Source organism: Kitasatospora sp. NPDC097605 (genome assembly GCF_040302725.1).
GTDB lineage: Bacteria > Actinomycetota > Actinomycetes > Streptomycetales > Streptomycetaceae > Kitasatospora.
In genome coordinates, this window is record NZ_JBEOSF010000036.1 from 59,885 (window position 1) to 76,650 (window position 16,766).

At 72.6% G+C, this 16,766-nt stretch carries 15 protein-coding genes; 9 read left to right on the plus strand and 6 right to left on the minus strand.

Features of this window, described 5'->3' with window-relative positions; translation table 11 throughout:
- The first annotated feature begins 19 nt into the window (after positions 1–19).
- The 9 genes from ABTX81_RS30635 to ABTX81_RS30675 all read left to right on the plus strand — a co-directional run bounded on the left by ABTX81_RS30635 (position 20) and on the right by ABTX81_RS30675 (position 12,228).
- Complete coding sequence (locus tag ABTX81_RS30635) at positions 20–4,813, plus strand: phage tail tape measure protein (protein ID WP_350552327.1); 4,794 nt, start codon at positions 20–22, stop codon at positions 4,811–4,813.
- Positions 4,810–5,712 carry a phage distal tail protein gene (locus ABTX81_RS30640; RefSeq protein ID WP_350552330.1) on the plus strand — a complete coding sequence of 301 codons (903 nt, stop codon included), beginning with the start codon at positions 4,810–4,812 and terminating at the stop codon, positions 5,710–5,712. Before ABTX81_RS30635 ends, ABTX81_RS30640 begins: the two co-directional genes overlap by 4 nt.
- Positions 5,712–6,641 carry a hypothetical protein gene (locus tag ABTX81_RS30645; protein ID WP_350552333.1) on the plus strand — a complete coding sequence of 310 codons (930 nt, stop codon included), beginning with the start codon at positions 5,712–5,714 and terminating at the stop codon, positions 6,639–6,641. Before ABTX81_RS30640 ends, ABTX81_RS30645 begins: the two co-directional genes overlap by 1 nt.
- Positions 6,638–7,732 (plus strand): hypothetical protein, encoded by a 1,095-nt coding sequence (locus tag ABTX81_RS30650; protein WP_350552336.1) that lies wholly within the window; start codon positions 6,638–6,640, stop codon positions 7,730–7,732. The genes ABTX81_RS30645 and ABTX81_RS30650 overlap by 4 nt, the downstream gene beginning before the upstream one ends.
- Entirely contained in the window at positions 7,725–8,444 is a 720-nt protein-coding gene (locus ABTX81_RS30655) for a hypothetical protein (RefSeq protein WP_350552339.1), read from the plus strand. Before ABTX81_RS30650 ends, ABTX81_RS30655 begins: the two co-directional genes overlap by 8 nt.
- A 185-nt stretch (positions 8,445–8,629) precedes the next feature.
- On the plus strand, positions 8,630–9,466 hold the full coding sequence (locus tag ABTX81_RS30660; protein WP_350552341.1) for a hypothetical protein: 837 nt from the start codon (positions 8,630–8,632) through the stop codon (positions 9,464–9,466).
- Positions 9,467–9,531: 65 nt separating this feature from the next.
- On the plus strand, positions 9,532–11,262 hold the full coding sequence (locus ABTX81_RS30665; RefSeq protein ID WP_350552343.1) for a peptidoglycan-binding protein: 1,731 nt from the start codon (positions 9,532–9,534) through the stop codon (positions 11,260–11,262).
- 96 nt (positions 11,263–11,358) lie between these two features.
- The gene (locus ABTX81_RS30670) at positions 11,359–11,670 is read left to right on the plus strand and encodes a hypothetical protein (protein WP_350552345.1); all 312 of its coding nucleotides are present in this window, start codon (positions 11,359–11,361) and stop codon (positions 11,668–11,670) included.
- 27 nt (positions 11,671–11,697) lie between these two features.
- A complete protein-coding gene (locus tag ABTX81_RS30675) occupies positions 11,698–12,228 on the plus strand; it encodes a hypothetical protein (RefSeq protein WP_350552347.1) in 531 nt (176 codons plus the stop codon).
- A 10-nt stretch (positions 12,229–12,238) separates the two neighbouring features.
- Here ABTX81_RS30675 and ABTX81_RS30680 read toward each other — a convergent pair whose 3' ends face one another.
- The 6 genes from ABTX81_RS30680 to ABTX81_RS30705 form a co-directional block, all read right to left on the minus strand.
- Positions 12,239–12,499, minus strand: coding sequence for a hypothetical protein (locus ABTX81_RS30680; protein ID WP_350552349.1), 261 nt, complete (start codon positions 12,497–12,499; stop codon positions 12,239–12,241).
- A gap of 77 nt (positions 12,500–12,576) precedes the next feature.
- Positions 12,577–13,554: a hypothetical protein gene (locus ABTX81_RS30685; protein WP_350552351.1), complete on the minus strand. Its 978-nt coding sequence runs from the start codon at positions 13,552–13,554 to the stop codon at positions 12,577–12,579.
- 139 nt (positions 13,555–13,693) lie between these two features.
- Positions 13,694–14,143 carry a hypothetical protein gene (locus ABTX81_RS30690; protein ID WP_350552353.1) on the minus strand — a complete coding sequence of 150 codons (450 nt, stop codon included), beginning with the start codon at positions 14,141–14,143 and terminating at the stop codon, positions 13,694–13,696.
- A 26-nt stretch (positions 14,144–14,169) separates the two neighbouring features.
- Positions 14,170–15,396, minus strand: a complete 1,227-nt coding sequence (locus ABTX81_RS30695; RefSeq protein ID WP_350552356.1) for a JmjC domain-containing protein — start codon at positions 15,394–15,396, stop codon at positions 14,170–14,172.
- Positions 15,393–16,493 (minus strand): ThiF family adenylyltransferase, encoded by a 1,101-nt coding sequence (locus ABTX81_RS30700; protein WP_350552359.1) that lies wholly within the window; start codon positions 16,491–16,493, stop codon positions 15,393–15,395. Before ABTX81_RS30700 ends, ABTX81_RS30695 begins: the two co-directional genes overlap by 4 nt.
- Before the next feature lie 72 nt (positions 16,494–16,565).
- Positions 16,566–16,697 carry a hypothetical protein gene (locus tag ABTX81_RS30705; RefSeq protein ID WP_350552361.1) on the minus strand — a complete coding sequence of 44 codons (132 nt, stop codon included), beginning with the start codon at positions 16,695–16,697 and terminating at the stop codon, positions 16,566–16,568.
- Positions 16,698–16,766: the final 69 nt, after the last annotated feature.

Consider the following 16,766-nt stretch of genomic DNA (forward strand, 5'->3'; position numbering starts at 1 on the left):
CTGACGAAGGAGGCCCAGGGTGGGTGCGGAGTGGAACCTGCTCCTGCGGCTGAAGGGCGACGGCCGCGACATGGCCAACGCCCTCCAGCAGGCAGGGCGGGACGCGCGCGCCCTCGGCCGGGATACGGCGAGCGGCCAGCGCGGTGTACGTGCGCTGGGGGAGGAGTCCCAGCGCTCGTCCCGCCGGGTCCGGGACTTGGGCACGGACGCCCAGTACGCCGGCACCCAGCAGCGCCGCGCGGGGGATCTGGCCCGGCAGTCCGGCAGCGACCTGCGGGCGATGGGCCGGGACGCCCAGTACGCCGGTACCCAGCAACGCCGGGCCGGTGACTACGCCCGACAGGCCGGCACCGACGTCCGGGCCTTCGGCCAGGCCGCCGCCACCGGCCAGCGCGGAGTCCGCTCCCTGGGGGACGAGTCCCAGCGCTCGTCCCGCCGGGTCCGGGACCTGGGCACGGACGCCCAGTACGCCGGCACCCAGCAGCGCCGAGCGGGGGATCTGGCCCGGCAGTCCGGCAGCGACCTGCGGGCCATGGGCCGGGACGCCCAGTACGCCGGCACCCAGCAGCGCCAGGCCGGGGAGGCCGCGAACACGGCGGCCGCCCGGGTGCGCGAGCACGGCCAGGCCGCGAACACCGCCGCCACCCATCTGCGGGAGACGGCGGCCGCCGGTCAGTCCTCCGCCCGCTCTCAGCGCTCCGTCGCCACCAGCGCCCAGGCTGCGAACGCTGAACTGCGGGGCCTGGTCGGGGCGCTGCGCAGCGCCACCCGGGAGGTGCGCAGCCTCGACTCTGCGGCCTCCAGTTCCACCAGCGGCCTGCGGCGGATCGGAGATGCTGGGGACGAGCACCTCGGCCGGGTCGGCAAGGCGGTCGACCGGGTTAAGGACGGCCTGCTGAGCATGGGCTCGATGCTCGCCGGCGGGGCGCTGATCATGGGTGCGCACGACGTTCTGGAGGCCGGGAACGAGTACCAGCAGGGCCTGAACACGTTCGGTGCGGTGACCAACGCCAACAGGGTCCAGATGGTCCGGGCGGCGGCCGCTGCGACCCAGCTCGGCGGGGACCTCAAGCTGCCGACCGCGACGTCCGCCGACGCCGCCGAGTCGATGGTGGAACTGGCCAAAGCCGGCTTCAGGACTGAGCAGGCGATCGACGCGTCGCGCGCGTCCCTGCAGCTGTCGGCCGCCGCGAACCTCAATGCCGCTGACACCGCCAAGTATCTCGGCGACATGATGGACCAGTTCGGTCTCGGCGCCGACCAGGCGTCCCGGGCCGCCGACATCCTCGCGGCGACGGCGAACAACGCATCCGGCGACATTGTCGACATTTACTACAGCATGAAGTACGCCGGGCCGGTCGCCCACTCGCTCGGCATCGGCATGGAGGAAGCCGCCTCCGCTGTCGGCATGATGGGCAAGGCCGGCATCCTCGGCTCCACCGCCGGCACCGCGCTGCGCGGCATCCTCACCAACATGGCGAAGCCGTCGAAGGCGGCCGCCGCCGGCCTCAAGACGCTCGGCATCGAGGCCTGGGACACCGAGGGCCGGTTCAAGGGCCTGCGGTACGTCGTCGAGCGGCTCCAGGACTCCGCGCACACCCTCTCTGAGAAGGACTTCACGGCCGCGATCGGCGCCGCCTTCGGCAAGCCCGCCATGGGCGGGGCCATGGCGCTCGCGCACCAGGGCCTCGACAGCTTCGACGCGCTCAACGAAGCCGTGCGCCAGTCCGGCGCGGCCGCGCAGATCGCCGAGGCCAAGGGCAAGGGCCTGGCCGGCGCCATGACCCAGCTCAAGACGCAGGTCAAGCAGACCGGCATCGAGCTGTACACCGAGATGTCGCCCGGCCTGGAGTGGGCGACCCGCGGCATGACGCGCATGCTGTCCGAGGGCACCCCGGCGCTGCGCGGCGTCATCGCCTACGGCCACGACCTCGTCACCCTGTACGGGCCTGAGGTCGCCGCACAGTTCCGCTCCGGACTCGGCAAGGCTTCCGGGTACGTGAACGGGCTCGGCAGCGCCTTCAAGGACGCAGCGTTCGACGTGGCCGCGTCCGTGCTCCACGCGCTGTTCACCGCCGCTCGGGCCGGCGCGGACGTGCTGCGCAACGTCGGCCGGGCGGTCGAGCCGATCGTTCGCGCCCTTGGCTCGTTCAACCGCGACGGCCAGCAGAGCGTTGGCGTCCTGGACCTTCTCGTCACCGGCTTCGACTACGCCGCCGACGGCATCGTCCAGGTCTCCCGGGTCCTGGTGCCCATCGGTCAGGGCATCGGGCACGTCATCAGCCTGCTCGGTGAACTGCCGTGGTGGGCACAGGGCGCCATCGCCTCCATGCTGCTCGCCCGCCGGGTCGGTCCGGTCCTGGATGACGTGGGCAACCGGGTCGGCGGCCACGTGACCGGCGCCTGGCGAGGCCTTGGCGATGCCATCGCCTACCAACGTCGGCTCGCCGACGACGCGGGGCAGAGCCTCGGCCGTTTCGGCGGAGCCATGGCCGCCCTGGAGAGCCGGATCCCGATCGTCGGGCAGATGGGCGCCGCATTCCGTGACGCGCACGGGCGGGTCGGTGGCTTCACGGGCGGTGTGCTCGGTGCCGGCTCGGCGATCACCACCGGGCTCGTCGGCGCCGGCAAGGGCCTGGTGAACTTCCTCGGCGGGCCGTGGGGCGTGGTCATGCTCGGCGCGGGGCTCGCCCTGTCGATGCTGGCGCGCCACCAGCAGCAGGCCGCGCAGGCCGCGCAGGAGCACCAGCAGCGCGTCAAGTCGCTGACCAGCGCACTGCGGGACTCCGGCGGTGTCGTCGACGACAACGTCCGCAAGCAGGCGGCGATGGTGCTGATGGACACCAAGGTCAAGGACGGGAAACAGAAGCTGGTCGAGACGCTGGAGAAGGCCGGCGTGTCGATGGGCCAGCTGACCGACGCCTACCTCGGGCAGGGCGGCAGCCTCCAGGCGCTCCAGGACCGGCTCAAGGCGACCGCCGAAGCCAACAAGACGATGGTCACCACGTCGGCCGGCGCCACGTACGTGTACAACGACATCGGCCTCAACGCCAAGCGCGCCTCCGACGCGCTCGGCGACGTGAAAGGCGATCTGCAGGAGTCGATCGACAACGTCAAGCGACTGGCAGAGGCCCAGCGCAACGGTGCCAGCGACGGCAGCACCGCGTTCGACAAGCTGAAGAAGTCGGTCCAGGGGCTGGCGGACAAGACCGGTGACGCCGACCAGCGCACCCGCTCGCTCAAGGAAGCGCTGGACATCCTGAACGGCGGGCAGGTCAGCATGCAGGCCGCCGAGGCCCGGCTGAACGCGGCGATCCTGGCCGGCACCGACGCGATCAAGGACGGCATCGAGTCGACCGAAGGGTGGGGCAAGTCCCTCATCGACGCCTCCGGCGCGCTCACCACGACCAGCCGCAACGGCCAGACGCTGTACAACAACCTGAACTCGATCACCGACGCCACCACCTCGGCCTCCGTGCAGGCATTCGAGTTCGCGAAGGCCCACGGCGAGAACGTCACCAAGTCGATCCAGGCAGCCGCGGATCAGATGGCGAAGGGGCGCAGTGCGGCGATCGACCTGGCCCGCTCCTACGGGCTCACGGAGGAGGAGGCCGGGAAGGTCGCCGACAGCCTGGGGCTGATTCCGAACCAGGTGGCCCTGCTGCTGAAGACGGAAGGTGTCGACTCCACCCTCGCTGACCTGCTGGCGGTGCAGTCGCAGGTCAAGGCGCAGCCGAAGGCCGTGGAGATCAAGGTGGAGGCGCTCTCGGAACAGGCGCAGGTGATGCTGCGTTCGCTCGGGCTGACGGTGGAGACGATCCCCGGCACGCGGCAGGTGAAGATCAGCGCGATCACCGACAAGGCGCGCGCGGATCTGGAGCAGGTCATCGTCACGCAGTCCGGCATTGCGGACAAGACGATCACCATGGACGCCAAGACGTTCAACGCGATCAGCGGACTCACCGAGGTTCAGAGGCAACTCCGGGCCACCAACGACAAGAGCGTCACGGTCCACGCGCTGACCGCCGAGGCGCAGCAGGCGCTGAAGGATCTCGGGTTCAAGGTGACCACGCTGCCCGGCGGGGAGGTCAAGGTCACCGCGAAGACCGACAACGCCCAGGACAACATCGACAAGATCCAGGGCGCGCTGAACGGCCTGCGGAACAAGACCGTCACCGTGACCGTGAACGAGGTGGCCGGCACCCGCATGCGCATGACCCAGGCCAACCGCGACATCGAGGCGGACGGCGGGATCCGCGAGGCCTTCGCCAACGGCGGTATCCGGGCCAAGGCGTTCGCCGGCGGCGGCCTCGACGCGGCGGCCGGGCGCCGGCTCGCTCAGGGCGCGAACCGGGAGCGGCACATTGCCCAGATCGCCCGGCCCGGTACCTGGAGGGTGTGGGCGGAGGACGAGACCGGTGGCGAGGCTTACATCCCGCTCGCCGCGTCGAAGCGCGGCCGGTCGGAGAAGATCCTGGACGAGGTCGCCCGCCGGTTCGGCGGCCAGGTCGTCTACGGCCTCGGTGCCCGGCCTCGCGCGTACGCGGACGGCGGCCTGGCCGGGCAGGCGCCGCGCTCCTACGCCACCGCCCGGCCGACGATGCCGCAGCTCCCGGCACCGCTCGCCGCCAAGCTCGTCGCCCGGCCGACGTCGACCACGGTCGTCGTCGTCCGGGACCAGGCGCAGGGGCAGCCGCTGATCGGCCAGCAGACCATCAACGTCCAGCGCCCGGGCGCCTCCGAGCGGGAGATCGCCTCCGCGGTCTCCTACCAGGTCCGCCGGGCCCAGCGGGCAGGAGGCACCCGCCGATGACCGAGCTGATCGACTGGCAGCACGACCTCGCCGGCGTGCGGATCGGCGCCGGCACCAACGTGGTGATCCGCGACATGGTGGCGGCGGGCCTGCCGGAGAAGCGCACCAACGACGTGGAGCCCGCAGGGGAGGACGGCCTGCGGCCGGGTGCCGACCAGTACGGCGGGCGCCTGGTGCGGATCGACTGCGGGATCCGCTGCGTCGGCGACGCGGCGGCCGCGCTGGACCTGCTCGCCGAGCTCCAGGAGCACGCCGATCCGGACGGTGTGCGCCTGCTCGCCGGGGAGACGGTGGAGCTGACGCTGAAGTACCCGGGCCGGGAACCGCGCACCCTGCGCGGCCGGCTGCGGAAGTGCGAGGAGACGCAGGAGGACGCGGTCCACGGCTGGATCCCGCTGGACATCGAGTTCCTCGCCACCGACCCCCTCTTCTACGGCGAGATGGAGCAGCGGCAGATCCCGCTGGGGGCTCTCAGCCGCGGCGGGTTCGTCGCGCCCGTCGTCGCCCCGGTGGTCACTGCGGCCGTGCCGACCGATCAGCTCCCGAAGTCGGTCGCCAACCCGGGCACGGCGCCGACGTGGCCTGTGCTGCGCGTCAACGGGCCGTGCGTCAACCCCGTGATCACCCACATGGAGAGCGACCGCTCCCTCGCGCTGGACGTGGCGCTGCTGGCCGGGCAGTGGATCGAGATCGACACCCGGCCCGGCTGGCGGACTGTCCTGGACGACGCCGGCGCCTCCCGGGCCGTGCTGCTGCGCTGGGGCGACCGCATCGACGAGTTCGACCTTCCGCCCGGCATCAACCACCTGAAGTTCGAAGCCACCGACCCGACGAACACCGCGCAGCTGACCGTCACCTGGTGGCCGGCCTGGAAGACGCTGAAGAAGGAGAGCCTCTGATGGCGCTGGCGAAGACCCCGCTCATGGTCAACGGGGCGACCCACCCCGCGCAGACCTTCAGATTGATGATCCGCGACCTGGCGCAGGGCAACGAAGGCGTCGGCGGCGGCGGCGATCTGAAGGTCAGCGCGCTCGGCGTGCCGGGCGCCCAGGTTCAGGTGGCCGCCGGCTCCGGCATCGCCAAGGGCCGCATGGACACCTGGCAGGGCCACTACAGCTTCTACAACACCGCCGTCGCGAACGTCCCGGTCGCTCCGACCGGTTCCACCGCCCGCTCCGACATGCTGTGTGTGCGCGTTCTCGACCCGGAGTACGAGGGCGGGCGCAACCCGGCGACGGACGCCACGGTGGAGTTCCAGGTCGCCTCGAACGTCGGCTCGGCCGCGACGGTGCCGCCGGCCGGGTGGACGGCGATTCCGCTGGCCCGCTTCGACATGCCGGCCGGGACCTCCGTGATCACGGCCGGGATGGTGAAGGACCTGCGCTCCATCGCCAACCCCCGCCGGGAGCGGCGCCTGATGCCGCACGTCGGCTTCCCCTACGACCCCATCGTCGACACGGGCGGTGCGTGGGTGAACTGGCCGGCCGCCGCGCTGTGGCAGCTTGCCGTCCCGTCCTGGGCGACCACCGCCAACCTCGTCACCACCCTTGCGGGCCTGCGGCTGTCGGGCGGCAATGTGTTCGCCGAGATGCGGCACGTCCTGGGCACGACGGTCGGCGCGTCCGCGCAGATCGATGACGACGGCGGCGCCGGCTTCCGACGCGCGCACCAGATCATCGCCGACGTCCTGGACATCCCCCAGGCGATGCGCGGCACCACCCAGAACCTCAAGCTGCAGACGCTGGTGTACCCGGACCCGGGAACGATCGACACCAACGGCGCCACCGCCGCGGTGCTGGACATCGAGTGGGTGGAGGGCCTGCTGTGACGACCGCGCTGTGGCGGTACGTGCTGGCCGACACCCTGACCGACGAGCTGCTGCACCCGGCCGTGCCCTTCCAGGACGTCGAGTTCGGCCCGGGCCTCAACTCGGCGGGATCCTTCCGGGCCGTCCTCAAGCCGCGGTTCGTGCGCGCCAACCCGGCCCTGTTCACCGATCGGGCGACGACCGTCTACATCGAACGCGACCACCAGCTGCGCGACGGGTACATGTTGTGGCGCCTGGCCCCGGAGGGCGAGGCGTTCGCGGTCGAGGGAGCCGGCTGGCCCAGCTACCTCGAACACCGGCACGACCTGCACGGCGACCTCGCCGGCCGCGGCCCCTACATCGAGGCCGATCCGTGCCGATTGATCCGGGACGCGTGGGACTACTCCCGGGCCGCGCCGGAGGGCGACATCCGGGTGGTCGTCGACGAGGCGTCCAGCCCGGCGAAGATCGGCACCGCCGAGCAGCCCCTCACCTACCCCTGGTGGAACTACGTCAAGCTCGCCGAGGTCGTCTCCACTGCCGTGCAGGTCGCCGACCACCCCGAGTACACCCACGGCGTCGACACCGGGCCGGACGGGCGGCCGATCCGGCGCGTGCGCCTGGCCTACCCGCGGCTCGGCCGCCGCCGCTTCGACATCGCCTTCGCGACCGGCGTGAACATCGTGGAGAACCCCACCGTCGTCTACGACTTCGACAGCTACTCGAACACGGTCATCGGCATCGGCGCGGGGGAGGGCGCCACCGCGGTCCGGGCCGGCGACATCGTCAGCGACGGCCGGCTGCGCCTGGAGAGCGTCCTCACCCGCCCGGACGTCTCGGACCAGGCGCTGCTGAACTCCCTGACCCGCTCCGCCCGGATCGGCCGCCAGCAGTTCGGCACCGTCGAGCAGATCGTCGTGCGCCATCACAAGGCGGCGCCCGCCCTGTCCTGGCAGGTCGGCGACGACGTGCGCGTGATCGTGCACAACAGGTGGGCGGACATCGACACCTGGATGCGCATCGTCGGCTGGACCACCCGCACCGCCACCGACACCTACGTCATCGACCTGGAGCCATCCGGGTCCTTCACCTACGGGAGCACCGTTGCCTGACAACCTCGGCAGGACCCTCGCCGACATCATCCGCCGCCTGGACGTCCTGGAGCGCGCACCCCGCGGCTTCGCCGGCCGGACCGAGTTCGCCCTGGAGGCCGCCACCGGCACCGACCTGACCGGCTCCGCGACCCTCACTGGCAACGCCGCCACCGGCGGTCAGCAGGGCGGCATCGCGCTGGACGTCCGCGACAAGGACAACCCGGCGAAGCACGGCCGGCTCGCGATCGGCCCGGACGGCCTCACCGCCCAGGTCGGGGACGCCCTGCTCACCATCGACCCGGTGGACGGGCTGTTCACCAACCGGCCGGCCAAGTTCCAGCGGGACGTGCAGGTCGGCCCCGGCGGCGACCTCGTACTCGGCGGCGGCTCCCGGATCACCTCCGGCGAGACCTGGCAGAACGTCACCTTCAACCCCGGGTTCGCGAACCTGGCCGGCTACAAGCCGGTGCAGGTCAAGCGGCAGGCCGACGGCTCGGTCAAGATGCGCGGCGCGGCCAGCCTGCCCGCCGGCTTCGCCAGCGGCGTGATCGGCCTCGTGCCCGACGGCTACCAGCCGCTGGCCAATCCCGAGATCTTCCCCCTCGCGGCCGGCCGGACCGGGGCCGTGCAGGCCTTCATCCACCCGGACCGACGCATCGAGGTCGTCGCCCCGAGCACCATCACGGACGGGTTCGTGTCCTTCGGCCGGGTGGTCTGGGACCAGGACTGACCGCCCGGCCGGCAGGGGTTGACGCGAACCGCCGGACCCCTGCCACACCTTATGATTGATCATGGCGGGCGACCCTCCGTCCGCCGCCGCCCTACCGCGGCCGCTCCATCCCCCGAGGGACGCCCGGGCCTTGCCCCGGGCCACCACCAAGCCGTCCGCTTCGGTCCCCGGGGGAGCACACCAGCATGACCACCACGCACGGCGTCCACGTGCGCCTGTACGACCACCACCCCGCGCTCGGCCGCCACCAGGTCCTCGACGCCCGCTCTTTGCGCCACCTGGAGCTGGGCTGCAACGTCCGGCCCGAGGTCGTGCACTGGCAGCCGAAGGTGCCGGTCCTGGACCAGCAGCACCTGCACCAGCAGGGCATCCGCACCAGCCTGCTGGCCGACACCCCCGAGGACGTCGACGCGCTCGGCTCCTGCACCGCCAACGCCGCCACTGCCGCCCTGTCCGCGGTCATCGGCGCCGAGATGTGCGAGACCATCGGCCTCGACCTCACCGACGCCGTCGCCGCCGAGGAGTGGGCGATCCGCCTCTACTCCGAGGCGACCCGCCAGGACGAGTGGCTGGCCCGCCAGTGGCCCGAAGACGACTGCGGCTCGAGCGGCCTCGGCGTCGCCCGCGCCCTGCACGCACGCGGCCTCATCAACTCCTACCGGCACGCCACCGGCGTCTCCGGTCTCCTGGAGCTGCTGCAGCACGGGCCGGTGCTGATGGGCATGCCCTGGCACGACGCGTTCTTCACCCCGCCGTCGAACGGCAACCTCGGCGAGCTCCCCGACTGGCAGCGCTCCCCGGTCGCCGGCGGACACGAGGTCTGCGTGCTCGGGATCGAACAGATCGCCTGGGACGACGTCCCGCACCGCATCCCCGTCCTGGAGCGCACCCTGCTGCGCGTGCGCAACTCCTGGGGCGCCTCCTGGGGCCTGGACGGGGACTTCCTGATGCCGCTGTCGCTCTACGCCGAGCTGCGCCGCGAGATCGACGTCATCCAGCTCCAGCTCCCCGGCGCGGCCTGACCGGCCCGCCGCCGGCCGCACCCCGCTCTCCTCCCGCCTGCCCCTCACCCGCGAAGGGGGACCCCGTGTCCGACCTCCACGCCGCCGTCATCCACCCCGACGGCACCACCACCTACTGCGGCACCGTCGACCAGGCGCACGCCGACACCGTCAGGGCGATCGCCGAAGCCTCCTGGGAGACCGACGAGCCGCGCCCGCTCAAGGAGCACCCGCGGCTGGCCGGCGCCTGGTACGTGCTGCGTCCGGACGGCGACCTCGACTACTACGTGCCGGTCGACGCCGCCCCGTACGAGGTCCGCGAGCCGGCCGATCCGGGCCCGGCCGCCACGACCCGGCGGCCGCGCAAGCTCGCCGGCCCGGCGTACATCGACGGCGCCGAGCGGCTCGGCGGGCAGGCGATCGGCGGCGCCATGGACCACCCGGAGTCCGGGCCGCGCGTCACCTGGCACACCACCGAGTGCCCGTCGGGATCCGGGTACTTCACCTCGATGGGGTCCTACCTGATCTCGGCCGGCACCGAGCCCCAGGTGCTCTACGACCCCGCCTCCGACCGGCTCGGCCAGTTCGGGCCGCTCACCCGCTCCGGCCGGGCGCTGCGCAACGACGGAACCCGGCGCACGAACCGCGAAGGCGCGGTCAACATCCAGGTCGAGGTGGTCGCCCGTGCCGGCCAGCCGTGGACCGACGGCTTCGACCCCAGCCAGAAACCCAACTTCCAGCGGCTGCTCGCGGCCGCGCGGGCGCACGGCGTGCCGGACGACTGGCCGGCCGGGCCGCCCGTCGGCTCGCCGTCCGCGCCGTCCAACCGCTCCCGCCAGGTCTGGCAGACCAAGGCCGGGCACTACGGGCACTGCCACGTCCCGGGCAACGACCACTGGGACCCGGGCGCCCTGGACATCGCGAAGGTCCCCGGCGGCGCGGCCGCGCCCGCGCCGGAGCCGCAGCAGCCGGCCGACCCCAACGCCTACCCCGGCGCAGGGCAGTTCGGCGACGGCGCGAACAACGCACACGTCACCCGGCTCGGCGAGCTCCTGGTCGCCCGCGGCGGCGGCCGCTTCTACAGCGAGGGCCCCGGCCCGCGCTGGAGCGACGCGGACCGGGCGGCGTGCCGCGCCTTCCAGGAGGCCCAGGGCTGGTCCGGCCCGGACGCGGACGGCCTGCCCGGCCCCACCACCTGGGACTACCTCGTCAACCGCAAGGGCAACGACATCCCCGCCCCGGCCCCGGAGCCGCAGCCGGCCCCGGACCCCAACGCCTACCCGGGCGCCGACCAGTTCGGGCCCGGCGCGAACAACTGGCACGTCACCCAGCTCGGCCAGATGCTCGTGCGGCGCGGCGGCGCCCGCTTCTACAGCGAGGGCCCCGGCCCCGCCTGGTCGGAGGCCGACCGGTCCGCCACCGAGGCGTTCCAGAAGGCCCAGGGCTGGTACGGAGCCGACGCCGACGGCATCCCCGGCCCCACCACCTGGGACTACCTCGTCAACGGCAAGGGCGAGAACATCCGCGCCCCGTACGGGGAGCGCGGCACCCTCGGCGCCTGGCCCGGCTCCCCGCCGGTCCGCTACGGCTACACCACCGACGCCATCACCCGCCTGCAGCTGCGCCTGCGCTACGCCGTCGGCGCGGCGAAGGCCGGCGAGCTCAACCCGAACGGCGCGACCGGCTACTACGGCGAGGAGACCCGCGCCCTGGTCCGGTACGCGCTGCGCAACAACCCGGAGACCTGGGACGCCGGCGAGAACGGCCACGACGGCCTGGTCGGCGCCCGCTCCTGGGCGGTCATCGACCAGCTCTGACCCCACCCCTGGGGGCGGCCGGGCCTGCTGAACCCGGCCGGGCCGCCCCAGGGCCCCGCCCAATCCGATCCTCATCCCGCCACGGAGGTACCTGTCATGGACTCGCTGTTCCAGCTCACCGACGCCCAGCTCTGGGCCGCGATCGTCGCCTTCTTCTCCCCGCTGGCCACCTCCGTGGTCCAGCAGCCGACCTGGCCGAAGCCGGCCCGCACCAGCGTCGCCATCGGCACCAGCGCCCTCATCGGCATCGGCATCGCCTACTTCGCCGGCGCCTTCACCGGCCGCGGCGTCCTGTCCACCGTGCTGCTGACCGTGCTGGTGTCCGCGACCGCCTACAGCACGGTGTTCAAGCCGTCCGGCATCGCGCCGGCGCTCGAGCGCGCCACCAGCGCCCGCTCCCGCCGGTAACGCCGGCCTGACTCCGAGGAAGACACCATGCCCACCGTTGCCGAGATCGCCACCGTGGTCGGTTCAGCGGGTGCGGGCGGTCTCCTGACGGCGGTGGGCGACTTCTTCATCCGCCGCCGCACGACCGTCCAGGACGGCTACCGCCTGCTGACCGACGACCTCCAGGAGGAACGCGCCGCCCTCCAGGAGGAGCGGCGCCAGCTCCAGGCGGAGTTCACCGCCGAGCGGGCCCGCCTCAGCCAGCAGCTGGGAGAGGTGCAGCAGCAGCTCGCCGCATCCCTGGCCGAGTCCGCGCGCCTTCGCGAGGAACGGCGGCTCCTGAACGAGCAGCACGCCGAAGCGCAGCGCCAGCTCGTCCAGACCGAACACCAACTGGCGGCCGCTCAGGTCCAGCTCGCCGAGCACCAGCAGTTGCTCGCTGCAGCGCAGGCCCAGCTGGTCGAGGCTGGCCGCCAGGTCGTCGACGCCGTACAGGCCGCGAACGCGATGCGCGGAGAGGTCGTCCGGCTGCGCGAAGAGGTTTCCCGCCTGCGGCCCGACGGTTCCGCTGCAGTCTGAGCAGATGCCGTCAGGCTGTACGGAGCGGGCTCACGGGTTCGACGGGTGCGTTGGCCCTGCCATCTGGCTGCGCAACCCATGCACCGACGCGGCGGAAGTGCATCCGGGCCAGGACGGCGTCCCGCTGAGCATCCGTCAACGTGACCTCCGGGTGATCGCGTACCTCAACGTCGTCCGCGATGACGTCCGCATCGTCGGTGTGGATCTCCACGGTCTCGCTCTGCCCAGTGATCTCATCAGCGGTCGAGGGGTAGAAGTGCGCGGTCAGCATGGGGTGCTCCGTTCGTCGGGAGTCGCAGCGATCCTGACGCTACCGGGCTACCAAGGCCTCTCCCCCACCCCCATGGTTCACACAACCTTGCGGAGCTGCTCGATCGGGGGGATTCGGGCGGCTGTGGTGTTGAACTGGCGGGCGCGGTCGGCGGCGATTCTGTGGGCGGCGCGGATCAGAGCCCGGCGGAACCCCTGCGCTTCGAGCGGCATGCCGGCCGGGCGCAGGGGGGTCCCGCCTTCGGGTGATGGCGTCCCGCCGGTGTGGTTCGGCTTGAGGCTGACGAACAGGAAGTCGTGGTGTGGGTCGACGTCCTGGTCCGGGTGTTGGCGGTGCCAGGCACGCAGTTCGGCGACCAGGCGCTCGCGTTCGGGTAGCCAGCGGCTCAGCGAGTCGCGGGTGTAGGGGTGGAGATCGATCGGGGTGGTGGGGATCCGCTCGGGGCTCGGGCGGCGCTGCGGGTTGAGGCGCAGGATGGCGGTGGCGATCGGCGGCCGGCTGTCGGTGCCGGGCTTCTCGTCGAGGTCGCTTGTGAGCATGGCGGCGAGCTCGCCCGATCGCGCCTTGGTGTCGAGGACCAGACCGAAGGCCAGGACGATCCGGCGGTGGTCCGGGTCCAGGTGGTCGTTCTGGTTCTGCCGGTCGGTGTAGGCGCGCAGGGCCCTGGCCTGGTGCGGGGTCAGGCCGGGCCGGGCTGCGGGTGCTGCCGAGCGGTGCGCGAGGGCTAGCGGGCGGCCGGCGAGGTCGGAGAGGGCGTTGATGCAGCCGATCCGGACCCGGTTGGTGACCTTGGCGGTCTCTCCTTCGCCCCGCGGCGCGGTGCGGTACTGCCCGTCCTCGGCAGCGGCGAAGAAGGCGTCGAGGGCGTCGTCGGTCAGTGCCGCCCGCGCTGGGAGGGTTCTGCCCGCGCCCTGGACGGCCCGGCGCACCTCGTTCATGACGGCGGTGTACTGCCGGGCGCGCTCGGGGGTGAGGTCCGGCGTGCTGAGCAGGGCGGTGTACGCGGCTTCGAGGTCGCGAACGGTGGGGCGTTGGCGGGGCGGGGTGGCCGGCACGCGGGACTCCTTGGGTGTGTCCGATGGCACTGTTCCAATATTAACGGGCCCGGTATATGCATCTTGAGCTGCTGAAATGCCAAGAACTGGGCTGACTGGGGCCGGGGGCCGCGCCGTGTGGGCGGCCCCCGGCGGGGTTCTACCGGCCGTTGCCGAAAGTGCCGGCCGGCTCGGTGGGGCCGGGGTTGGCACAGGACGGGCAGAGGATGCGGGAGTACACCACGGCGGGACCGCGGACCACGGACTCGATGCCGCCGTGCAGCGACTGTGTTCCGGCGGGCGCCTTGCAGAGGTGGCACCGGCGGACGGGGCGGCTCTGCTCGTAGCAGTTCCAGCAGAGCAGCTTGTCCGGCTGCTCTGCGAGCAAGGCCGTGGGCTGGGGGTGCGCGAGGTGGGGGCACTTGCTGGCGGTTCCGTCCCGGCCGGCCTGTTGGAGGGCGGCGAGCGTGTCCTGGTACCAGCGGGGGCTGTCCTGCGGGGTGTTGTGGGAGGTGACGCGGGTGCCGGCCTTGAGGAGCAGGGCCTCGGCGTGCTGGCTGCCGGCGTGCACCCGGTCGATGCGGGCCTGTTCGGCGGGGCCGTGGGCCATGGTTGGGCTCCTTTCCGGGTGGTGGCCTACGGCTGGTCCGCGAGGGCGACCAGGCCCTGGCGGATGAGGAGGGCTGTCAGCTGGGCGGTCCGGGCGAGCGGGATCTGGGCGGCGTCCGCGAGTTCGGCGATGGTGGCGCTGTCGCGTTTCTTCAGCGGCTCGATGATGCGGACGAGCAGGGCGGGGGGTTCGTAGCCGATGCCGTTGGCGTGGAGCTGGGTCTGGCCGGTGGGGGTGATGTTGGTGCGCAGGCGGGTGGCCAGCAGGGTGACCGGGGTGGCGGGGTCGAGGGGGATGGAGGGGACGATGTGGGGCAGGCTCAGGGCCGTTCGGACGGGGGCGGCGCGGTCGGCGGCCGCGGTGAAGCGGCGGACGACGGCCGGGTCTCGGAGGGCTTCGCCGAGTTGGGTGTGGAGGGCCTGGAGGTAGTCGGCGGTGTCCTGGTCGCCGGCGGCGGGCAGGTCGGCGCGCAGCGCGGAGAGGTCGGGGTCGGAGGCGAGCCAGGTGATGAGGTCGAGCCCGGTGTGCGGGGTGAGGCCGCAGGTCAGGTGGAGGCTGGGCCCGTTGGAGGCGCTGACGAGGTGCCACCAGCCGCGCGGGACGTAGAGGGCGTCGCCCGGGCGCAGGGTGAGGTCGAGTTCCTCGTCGCCGTCGGGGCGCGGGGCGAGGGAGCGGGTGGCGGCGGTGGGGTTGGGGAGGGTGGGGCCGTGGATCGTCCAGCGCTTGGTGCCGGCGAGCTGAAGCACCAGGACGGCGTGGTCGTCCCAGTGCTGGCCGAAGGAGGGGTCGGGCTGGATGGAGGCGTAGGCGCTGACGGTGACGTTGGTGCGGAGCTGGGCCTCCAGGCCGGCGGCGAAGTGGTGCAGGCCGGGGTGGAGGTGGTCGACGGCGTCGAGGACGAGCGTGGCGCCGGCGGTGAGGCGCTCGTAGAACGCGGCGGGGTCGATGCGGTGCTGGGTGACGCCGGGACGCAGGGTGACGGGCCGGGTGTAGGTGTCGGCCGGCAGGTAGCGGCCGTCCTTGGCGAGTTGGAGCTGCGGTGGCTCCAGGTGCTGGTGGCCGAGGATGGTGTTGAGCGCGTCCCAGCCGAAGAGGCTGTCGGGCTGGAGGAGGCCGGGGTGGTGCTGGGGACGGTTGCGGTCGTGGGCGGCGAGGAGACGGGGCAGGTCGGCGAGGAACGGCCACCGGGCGGCCCGGGAGAGGGGGGGCCGGTTGGTGTCGGTGGTGAGCACGGCGGGGTCTCCGGTGGTCATCGGGCGCAGGCCGGGCAGGCGGTGTCGCGCGGGTGGGTGATGGTGCGCTGGGTGTTGGTGATCAGGTTGTGCTGCAGCACGGCGCCGGCGGGCCAGGGGGAGGTGCCGGTGAGGTGGGCGAGGGCGGCGTGCGCGGCGTAGGTGCCGGCGAGCATCGCGGTGATGGCGGTGGCCGGGGCGTTCTGGCCGAGGGGGCGCGGGAGCGCGCGGACCAGGTCCTCGCCGGTGAGGTCGCCGAGGCCGCTCTGGGTGGCGTCGGCGCGGCGCAGGCACTCCCAGCAGGCGGTGGCGGTGTCGGGCGCGTAGAGGGTGGTGCTGACGACGGGTCCGTGGTAGCCGGTGTCGATCCACACGGAGCGGGATTCGACGGCGGCGCGGTTGGCGGCCGGGAGGAGGGTGTGCGGTTCGACGCCGGCCAGGATCGTCAGGTCCGAGGTGATCATGTTGTTCTTGAACCCGTCGCCGTGGGTGACGCTGCCGTCGGCGCAGGTGATGGTGACGCCGGGGTTGAGCCGGCGCAGGTGGTCGACGGCGGCTCGGGTCTTGAACTGGCCGATGTCGCGTCGGGTGAAGAGGAGCTGGCGGGAGAGGTTGCTCAGTTCGACGAGGTCGGGGTCGATGAGGTGCAGGCCGACGCCGCTGGCGGCGAGCGCGTAGGCGGCGGCCACCCCGGCGCCGCCGACACCGATGATGGTGACGACCCTCTTGCTGAGGCTCTGCTGGACCTGCCAGGCGGAGCGGTCGTCGTGGGGCTTGACCATCCGCCAGTACTGGATCTGGCGGTCGTAGCGCTCGGAGTCGGTGCCGGGGACGGCGGGTCCCGGGTCGTCGGCGGCGTCCTCGAGGTGGCCGGCCCAGGTGAGTTCCTCGATCGCCTTGGCGATGAGGTCGGCGGGGACCTCGGGGTGGTGGTTGCGGACGCGGTCGATGGCCTGGTCGGGGGTGCGGGTGCCGTCGAGGGCCTCCAGCAGGGTCCAGAGCCACGGGTCGTCGGGGTAGGCGTCGGCGAGCGGCGGGATCGAGGCGAGGCGGATCTCCCCGCGGTGCCGGTAGGGGGCGTGCTCGGTGCGGACGCGGGGCTGCTGGTAGGGCGGCACGTGGTGCTCCTGGGGGGTGGGGCTGTTGGGTGGGCCCGGGCCCGGCCACTACGGCCGGGCCCGGGGCCGAGGTCAGCCGGAAACGTTGCTGAGCGCCGGCAGTTCCTCGGCGGTGAGGGGGCGCAGCGCGGGGGCCGCGGTCTCCTCGTCGGTGTCGTCGTCGTTGGGGGTGGGGTTGACGGCGGGGGTCGTGCTGGTGCGCATGTGCGCTCCTTTCGTAGGCGGGTATTTCCTGGTTTCATGAAATCACCTTCGCGTGCTCTCCGCAGGAGT